Raw genomic sequence first — 6623 nt, forward strand, 5'->3', positions numbered from 1 at the left:
CGGAGTGGCGACCCCGGGCGCGCTGGGCGTGACGGCGAGGGTTACCGTAATGGCCCGAATTGCCACGGCGCCGAAAAGGTCGCACATACACCTGGACACACGCACACGTAAGCCATTCCTTGTTTTTTCACTCGAACGTGTGTTTGGCGCAACCTTTCGAAAGCAACTACCGTTGTGCCAGCCAGGGAGACCATTCGAGAGGGGCCGACGTGACCACCACCGCAGACAGCGCCACCATCACCGCCCAGGACCGCTCCCAGGGCCGATTCGAGCCGGTGCATGCCATGACCGTGAAGAACGTGAACGAGGCGAGCGCGACCCCCGAGCCTCCCAAGCCCGCACGGTCGCTGCCCGGCCGACCTCCCGGCATCCGCGCCGACAGCTCGGGCCTCACGGACCGCCAGCGGCGCGTGATCGAGGTGATCCGCGACTCCGTGCAGCGGCGGGGGTACCCACCGTCGATGCGTGAGATCGGCCAGGCGGTGGGGCTGTCCAGCACGTCCTCCGTCGCCCACCAGCTGATGGCGCTGGAGCGGAAGGGCTTCCTGCGGCGGGACCCGCACCGGCCCCGCGCCTACGAGGTCCGCGGCTCCGACCAGCCCAGCACCCAGCCCGCCGACACCACGGGCAAGCCCGCGGCGTCATACGTGCCGCTCGTCGGCCGGATCGCCGCCGGTGGCCCGATCCTCGCCGAGGAGTCCGTCGAGGACGTCTTCCCCCTCCCCCGGCAGCTCGTCGGCGACGGTGAGCTCTTCGTACTGAAGGTCGTCGGCGACTCGATGATCGAGGCCGCGATCTGCGACGGCGACTGGGTCACCGTCCGCCGCCAGCCCGTCGCGGAGAACGGCGACATCGTGGCCGCCATGCTCGACGGCGAGGCCACCGTCAAGCGCTTCAAGCGGGAGGACGGCCACGTCTGGCTGCTCCCGCACAACGCCGCCTACCAACCCATCCCCGGTGACGAGGCGACCATCCTCGGCAAGGTGGTGGCGGTTCTGCGACGGGTGTGACGCTCACCCGCCGGCCCGAACCGGCCCCGGGACCTCTGCGCCGGTCCCGGGGCCTTGCTGTGTCACGGGGCCGCGGGCAGCCGGGCGGACGGACGAGCCGGTCCACGAGCGGGCAGGGCGAGGCGGCGGGACGGCTGAGCCGTGTGGGCTGAGCACCCCAGGCCCGACCGAGCGACCTCCAGGGCCGACAGGTCCCGGGACCGGGCGGCCCCAGGCAGGAGCGCCATCCGGGACCGGACGACCCGGACCGGGCGGTCCGAAGGGCCGGGCGCGCCGGTCCGGGCCGGAACCGGCCTACCCCGCCGTCCGCGCCGCCGCGTCGATCGCCGCCAGGGAGCGGCGGACCTGGTTGCGGTCCGTCGTGTACCAGAAGTCGGGCAGGGAAGCCCGCAGGAAGCTGCCGTACCGGGCGTTCGCCAGCCGCGGGTCCAGGACGGCCACGACGCCCCGGTCCCCCGTCGCGCGCACCAGACGGCCCGCGCCCTGGGCCATGAGCAGCGCCGCGTGCGTCGCGGCGACGGCCATGAAGCCGTTGCCGCCGGCCTCCTCCACGGCCTTCTGCCGGGCGCTCATCAGCGGGTCGTCCGGCCGCGGGAACGGGATGCGGTCCATCACCACCAGCTGGCAGTTCGGCCCCGGGACGTCCACGCCCTGCCACAGGGACAGCGTGCCGAAGAGGCAGGTGGCGGCATCCCCCGCGAACGTCTTGATCAGCTCGCCGAGGGTGTCCTCGCCCTGGAGCAGCACCGGCCGGTCGAGCCTGCCCCGCAGCTCCTCGGCGGCGGCCTGCGCGGCCCGCATCGAGGAGAAGAGGCCCAGCGTACGGCCCCCGGCCGCCTGGATCAGCTCCGCCAGCTCGTCCATCATGTCGTCCCGGCTGCCCTCGCGGCCCGGGGTGGCGAGGTGCCGAGCGACGTAGAGGATGCCCTGTTTGCGGTAGTCGAACGGGGAGCCGACGTCGATGCCCTTCCAGACCGGCAGGTCCTCGCCCTCGACGCCCTCCGCGGCCAGGCCGAGCGAGGCGCCCACGCCGTTGAAGTCGCCGCCGAGCTTGAGCGTCGCGGAGGTCAGGACGACCGACCGGTCGGCGAAGAGCTTCTCGCGCAGCAGCCCGGACACGGACAGCGGGGCCACCCGCAGGGACGCGCCGAACCGGTCGTGCCGCTCGTACCAGACCACGTCGTACTCGGAGCCGTTCGCGATGCGCTCCGCCACCGCGTGGACGTTCTCCACGGCGGCGAGGGCCTGCTTGCGGACGGCGTCCTCGTCCTGCACGGACCGGTCGCGGGTGTTGCCGATGGCGGTGATCACCGCACGGGCGGCGTCCCGCAGGGCCATCAACGCGTAGGCGAGGTCTTCGGGCAGCTCCTGGAGCCGGCCGGGCAGGGCCAGCTCCATGAGCTTCTCGAACCCTTCGGCGGCGGTCTGGAGCTGGTCGGCGGCCTTCTCGTCAACGAGCTTCGCCGCCCGGCGCACGGCGCGGTTGACCTGGCCGGGGGTGAGCTCGCCGGTGGCGACGCCCGTGACGCGGGAGACCAGCTCGTGGGCCTCGTCCACGATCAGCACGTCGTGCTGCGGGACGACCGGCGCGCCCTCGATGGCGTCGATCGCCAGCAGCGCGTGGTTGGTGACGACGACGTCGGCGAGCTTGGCCCGCTCGCGGGCCGCCTCGGCGAAGCACTCGGCGCCGTACGCGCACTTCGTCGCCCCGAGGCACTCCCGCGAGGTGACCGAGACCTGCCCCCAGGCGCGGTCGGAGACGCCCGGCGTCAGGTCGTCGCGGTCGCCCGTCTCCGTCTCGTCGGACCAGTCACGCAGGCGCATGAGGTCCTGCCCGAGCTTGCTGGTGGGGGCCGCCGCCTCGAAGGGGTCGAAGAGCCCCTCCTCGTCGTCCTGCGGGACGCCCTCGTGCAGCCGGTGGAGGCACAGGTAGTTGGAGCGGCCCTTGAGCATCGCGAACTCCGGGCGCCGGCGCAGCAGCGGGTGCAGCGCCTCGACCGTGCGGGGCAGGTCCCGCTCGACGAGCTGCCGCTGGAGGGCGAGCGTGGCCGTCGCCACCACGACCCGGTCGCCGTGGGCCAGGGCGGGCACCAGGTAGCCGAGGGACTTGCCCGTGCCGGTGCCGGCCTGGACGAGCAGGTGCGTACCGTCGTCGATGGCCTGGCCGACGGCCTCGGCCATGGTGACCTGGCCTGGCCTTTCCGCGCCGCCGACGGCGGCGACGGCGGCGTGGAGGAGCTCGGGGAGGGATGGCTTCGTCATAGCCCGTCCACCCTAAGGGGCCACACCGACAGTCGGTTCCCGTCGCCGTGCCCCGCCGTCCGCTTCCGGCCGACGAGCGGGGGCGGTCGTCCCCGGGCCGGACCGCTCCCCACTCGTACGGGTGACCTGCGCCGCGCGATGGACACCGGGTGTCGGAGGGGGAAGCCGGCGGGCTCGGTGGGCAGCGGGTGCGGCCCCGCCGGGGCGGGTTCGAGACGGGCTCAGGGGGGCTGTGTCCGCTCGGTGGCGGCGACGGCGTCGGCGAAGCGGTCGAGGACGGCGGCTGCCTGCCCGTCGGTGAGCGTCAGCGGCGGCAGCAGCCGTACGACACCGGAGGCGGGCCCGCCGGTGGTCACGATGAGGCCCCGGTCCAGACACTCCCGCCGTACGGCCTCCGCGCGGTCGGCGGCGGTGCGCAGGAACGGGGCCGTCGCGCGCGGCGGCACGTCGCCGGTAGGGGACGGGACGGCCAGTTCCACCCCGATCATGAGGCCGCGGCCCCGCACGCCGGCCACGCAGGGGTGGGCGGCCGCCAGCTCCCGCAGGTCGGCGAGGAGTCGCGCGCCGAGGACGGCGGCGCGTTCGGCGAGCCGGTTCCCCCGGACGAACGCGAGGGTGGCGGTCCCCGCGGCCATGGCGAGCTGGTTGCCGCGCGGGGCGCCGCCGGGGCGGTCCGGCCCGTCGCGGTCGAGGCCCGCCCGGTAGACGATCACGGACAGCGGGAGCGAGGCGCCGAGGGCCTCCGGCATGACCATCACGTCGGGGACGACACCGCTGTGTCCGACCGCCCAGAACGAGCCGGTGCGGCCGAGTCCCGTCAGCGTCTCGTCGGCGATCAGCGGAACGGACGCCGCCGCGGTGAGCCCGCGCACCCGCCGCAGCCAGTCGTCCGGCGCGGGCACCACGTCCCGGGCGCCCCGGACCGGTTCGACGATGACGGCCGCCGACGTGGCGATCCCGCCGTCCGCGCCGTCCGCGCCCCGCGGGCCGTGCGGGCCGTGCGGTGTCCCGTCGCCACCGTCGAGCGGGCGGCGCCCGTCGCGCGGGTACGGCAGCCAGGTGACCGGTAGGTCGCCGTCCGGCCCCGTTACGGCCGGCCGGCCGGGCGCGGCCGGGGCGTGGGGTCCGTCGCCGGCGCAGGCGAGCACCCGGGAGCGGCCGGTGGCCGTGCGCGCCAGCGCGAGCGCGGCGGCTACGGCGTCCCCGGGGGCGGGCCCGCAGAACCGGACGCGGGCGTCGGCGGCGAGCGCGGCCGGCAGGGTGGCGAACAGTTCGGTGGTGAAGGCGTCCCGGACCGGGGTGGCGAGGCCGTGGACGTCCAGGGGCGCCCCGGAGTCGATGACCCGCTTGATCGCTTCCAGGACGACCGGGTGGTTGTGGCCGAGGACGAGGGTGCCGGCGCCGGACGTGCAGTCCAGGTAGCGGCGGCCGTCGGCGCCCTCGATGGTGACCCCGCGGGCCCGTACCGGGACGACCGGCAGGGAGCGGGCGTAGGTGCGGGCGGCGGGTTCGCGCAGCGCCTGGCGGCGCATGATCCCCTCGTGCCCGGCGGTCGGCCCCGCCGGGGCCGGTTCGGTCGCGGCCACGTCTCTGCTGTCCTCCCGGTGGCGAAGGCTGGTGGTGGGCGTGCGGGTGCGTACGGCCCGTGCGCGGGGACCGAGGTGCGTGCGGTGGGCTGCGTACCCGTGCCGCCCATCGGTACGTCGCCCGTGCGTCCCGCGTTCGCCCGGCGCCGGGCACGCCCGTCGTGAGTCCCCGCTCGCGAGGTCCGCGCGCGTGGTGCTCCGCACGTACCAACGACGACATCTGCGGGCGATCACGGGCAGGTCGAAGATCCTCGCGCCGGGGAACCGCGGACCTGCCGCACGCCGTCCCCCTCGGCACCGGCATAGTGGGGGCCGCACCGCGGCGCCCGAGGACAGGGCACCGGCCCGGTGTGCCGGCGTCGGTCAGTACCGCGTCCGGGAGGCGGCGTTTCCGCCGGAGCGCCCGGTCACGAAGTCCCAGGGGGATCACTCATGCGATCGTTTCGTCCGTTGCTCGTCCCGGCCGCCGTCGCGGCCGCGCTGGCGCTGACCGCCACGGGCTGCGGCCCGGGCGAGGACGCGCCGGGCGGCTCGCCGAGCGCCTCGGCGGCCCAGACCCCGGACGGGGCCGGGGCCGGGAAGATAACCATCCCGGAGGACCTGAAGGGCCGGCTCAAGGAGCACGGGATCGACCTGGACAAGTGGCGCGGCGGCGAGTGGCGGAACTGGGACAAGGACAAGTGGCTGCGCGAGGCGCAGGACTTCGTCAACCCGATCATCGAGGACCTGTGGGACCCGGACCGCATGCGCGAGGCGGAGGAGCCGGACCGTCCGGTCGACGACGGCGACGTCTCCGGTGACGAGGGCGTCACGGACCCGACGCCCCGGCGCGTCGAGGCCACGCGGGTCGGCACGCCGTACCACGGCAGTGCGCCGGAGGCGGGCAAGCTCCTCTTCGACGGGCCGAAGGGCTCGATGGTGTGCTCGGCGACCGTCGTGAAGGACCCGGCGCACCCGGGCAAGTCGAACCTCGTGTGGACGGCGGGCCACTGCGTCCACGCGGGCAAGAACGGCGGCTGGTACCGGAACATCGCGTTCGTCCCCTCGTACAACGACAAGGGCCTGTCGACGGACCGGTTGGAGGCGGCGACCCGTGAGGACGTCGCCCCCTACGGCGTGTGGTGGGGTGACTGGGCGCAGACCTCGGAGCAGTGGATCGACCAGGGCGCCCCGGTGGGCGGCCAGGGGGCGCCGTACGACTTCGCGGTCGTCCACGTGACGCCGGAGAAGGGCAGCGGCGGCAAGTCGCTGGAGGAGACGGTCGGTTCGGCGCTGCCGGTCGACTTCGCGGCGCCCGCGGTGGCGGGGATCGCGGAGATGGAGGCGACCGGGTACCCGGCGGCGCCGCCGTACGACGGGGAGAAGCTCTACCGGTGCGCGGACAAGCCGGGCCGGCTGTCGCTGAAGGCCGGGCAGCCGACGATGTACCGCATCGGGTGCAGCATGACCGGTGGGTCGTCGGGCGGTGGCTGGGTGGCCACCGGCGGCAACGGTGAGCCGGCGCTCGTCTCGAACACGTCGATCGGTCCGGTGACGGCGGGCTGGCTGGCCGGGCCGCGGCTCGGCGCGGAGGCGAAGGGCGTCTACACCGCGGTCAGCGAGAAGTTCGCCGGCCGGTAGGCGCGCGCGCCCGCCGTTGCCGGCGCGCGGAGCGGCGGGGGCCCCCCCCGGGCCCCCCCCCCCCCCGGCGGGGCCCCGGGGGGGGGGGGGGGGGGGGGCCCCGGCCCCCCCCCCCCCCCCGGCCCCCCCCCCCCCCGGGGGGGCG

General features: G+C 75.4%; 4 protein-coding genes. 2 read left to right on the plus strand and 2 right to left on the minus strand.

Going from position 1 to position 6623, the window contains the following annotated elements:
- The first annotated feature begins 209 nt into the window (after window positions 1-209).
- Window positions 210-1010 carry a transcriptional repressor LexA gene (lexA, locus tag ACF053_RS21545; RefSeq protein ID WP_058943266.1) on the plus strand — a complete coding sequence of 267 codons (801 nt, stop codon included), beginning with the start codon at window positions 210-212 and terminating at the stop codon, window positions 1008-1010.
- A gap of 294 nt (window positions 1011-1304) precedes the next feature.
- Here lexA and ACF053_RS21550 read toward each other — a convergent pair whose 3' ends face one another.
- On the minus strand, window positions 1305-3272 hold the full coding sequence (locus tag ACF053_RS21550) for an ATP-dependent DNA helicase (RefSeq protein WP_391955385.1): 1968 nt from the start codon (window positions 3270-3272) through the stop codon (window positions 1305-1307).
- A gap of 221 nt (window positions 3273-3493) precedes the next feature.
- A complete protein-coding gene (locus ACF053_RS21555) occupies window positions 3494-4858 on the minus strand; it encodes an aminotransferase class III-fold pyridoxal phosphate-dependent enzyme (RefSeq protein WP_391955386.1) in 1365 nt (454 codons plus the stop codon).
- 432 nt (window positions 4859-5290) lie between these two features.
- Here ACF053_RS21555 and ACF053_RS21560 point away from each other — a divergent pair, with 432 nt between their 5' ends.
- Complete coding sequence (locus ACF053_RS21560; protein ID WP_391955387.1) at window positions 5291-6478, plus strand: trypsin-like serine peptidase; 1188 nt, start codon at window positions 5291-5293, stop codon at window positions 6476-6478.
- Window positions 6479-6623: the final 145 nt, after the last annotated feature.

Origin of the sequence: Streptomyces kanasensis (genome assembly GCF_043077165.1) — a bacterium.
Lineage (GTDB): Bacteria > Actinomycetota > Actinomycetes > Streptomycetales > Streptomycetaceae > Streptomyces > Streptomyces changanensis.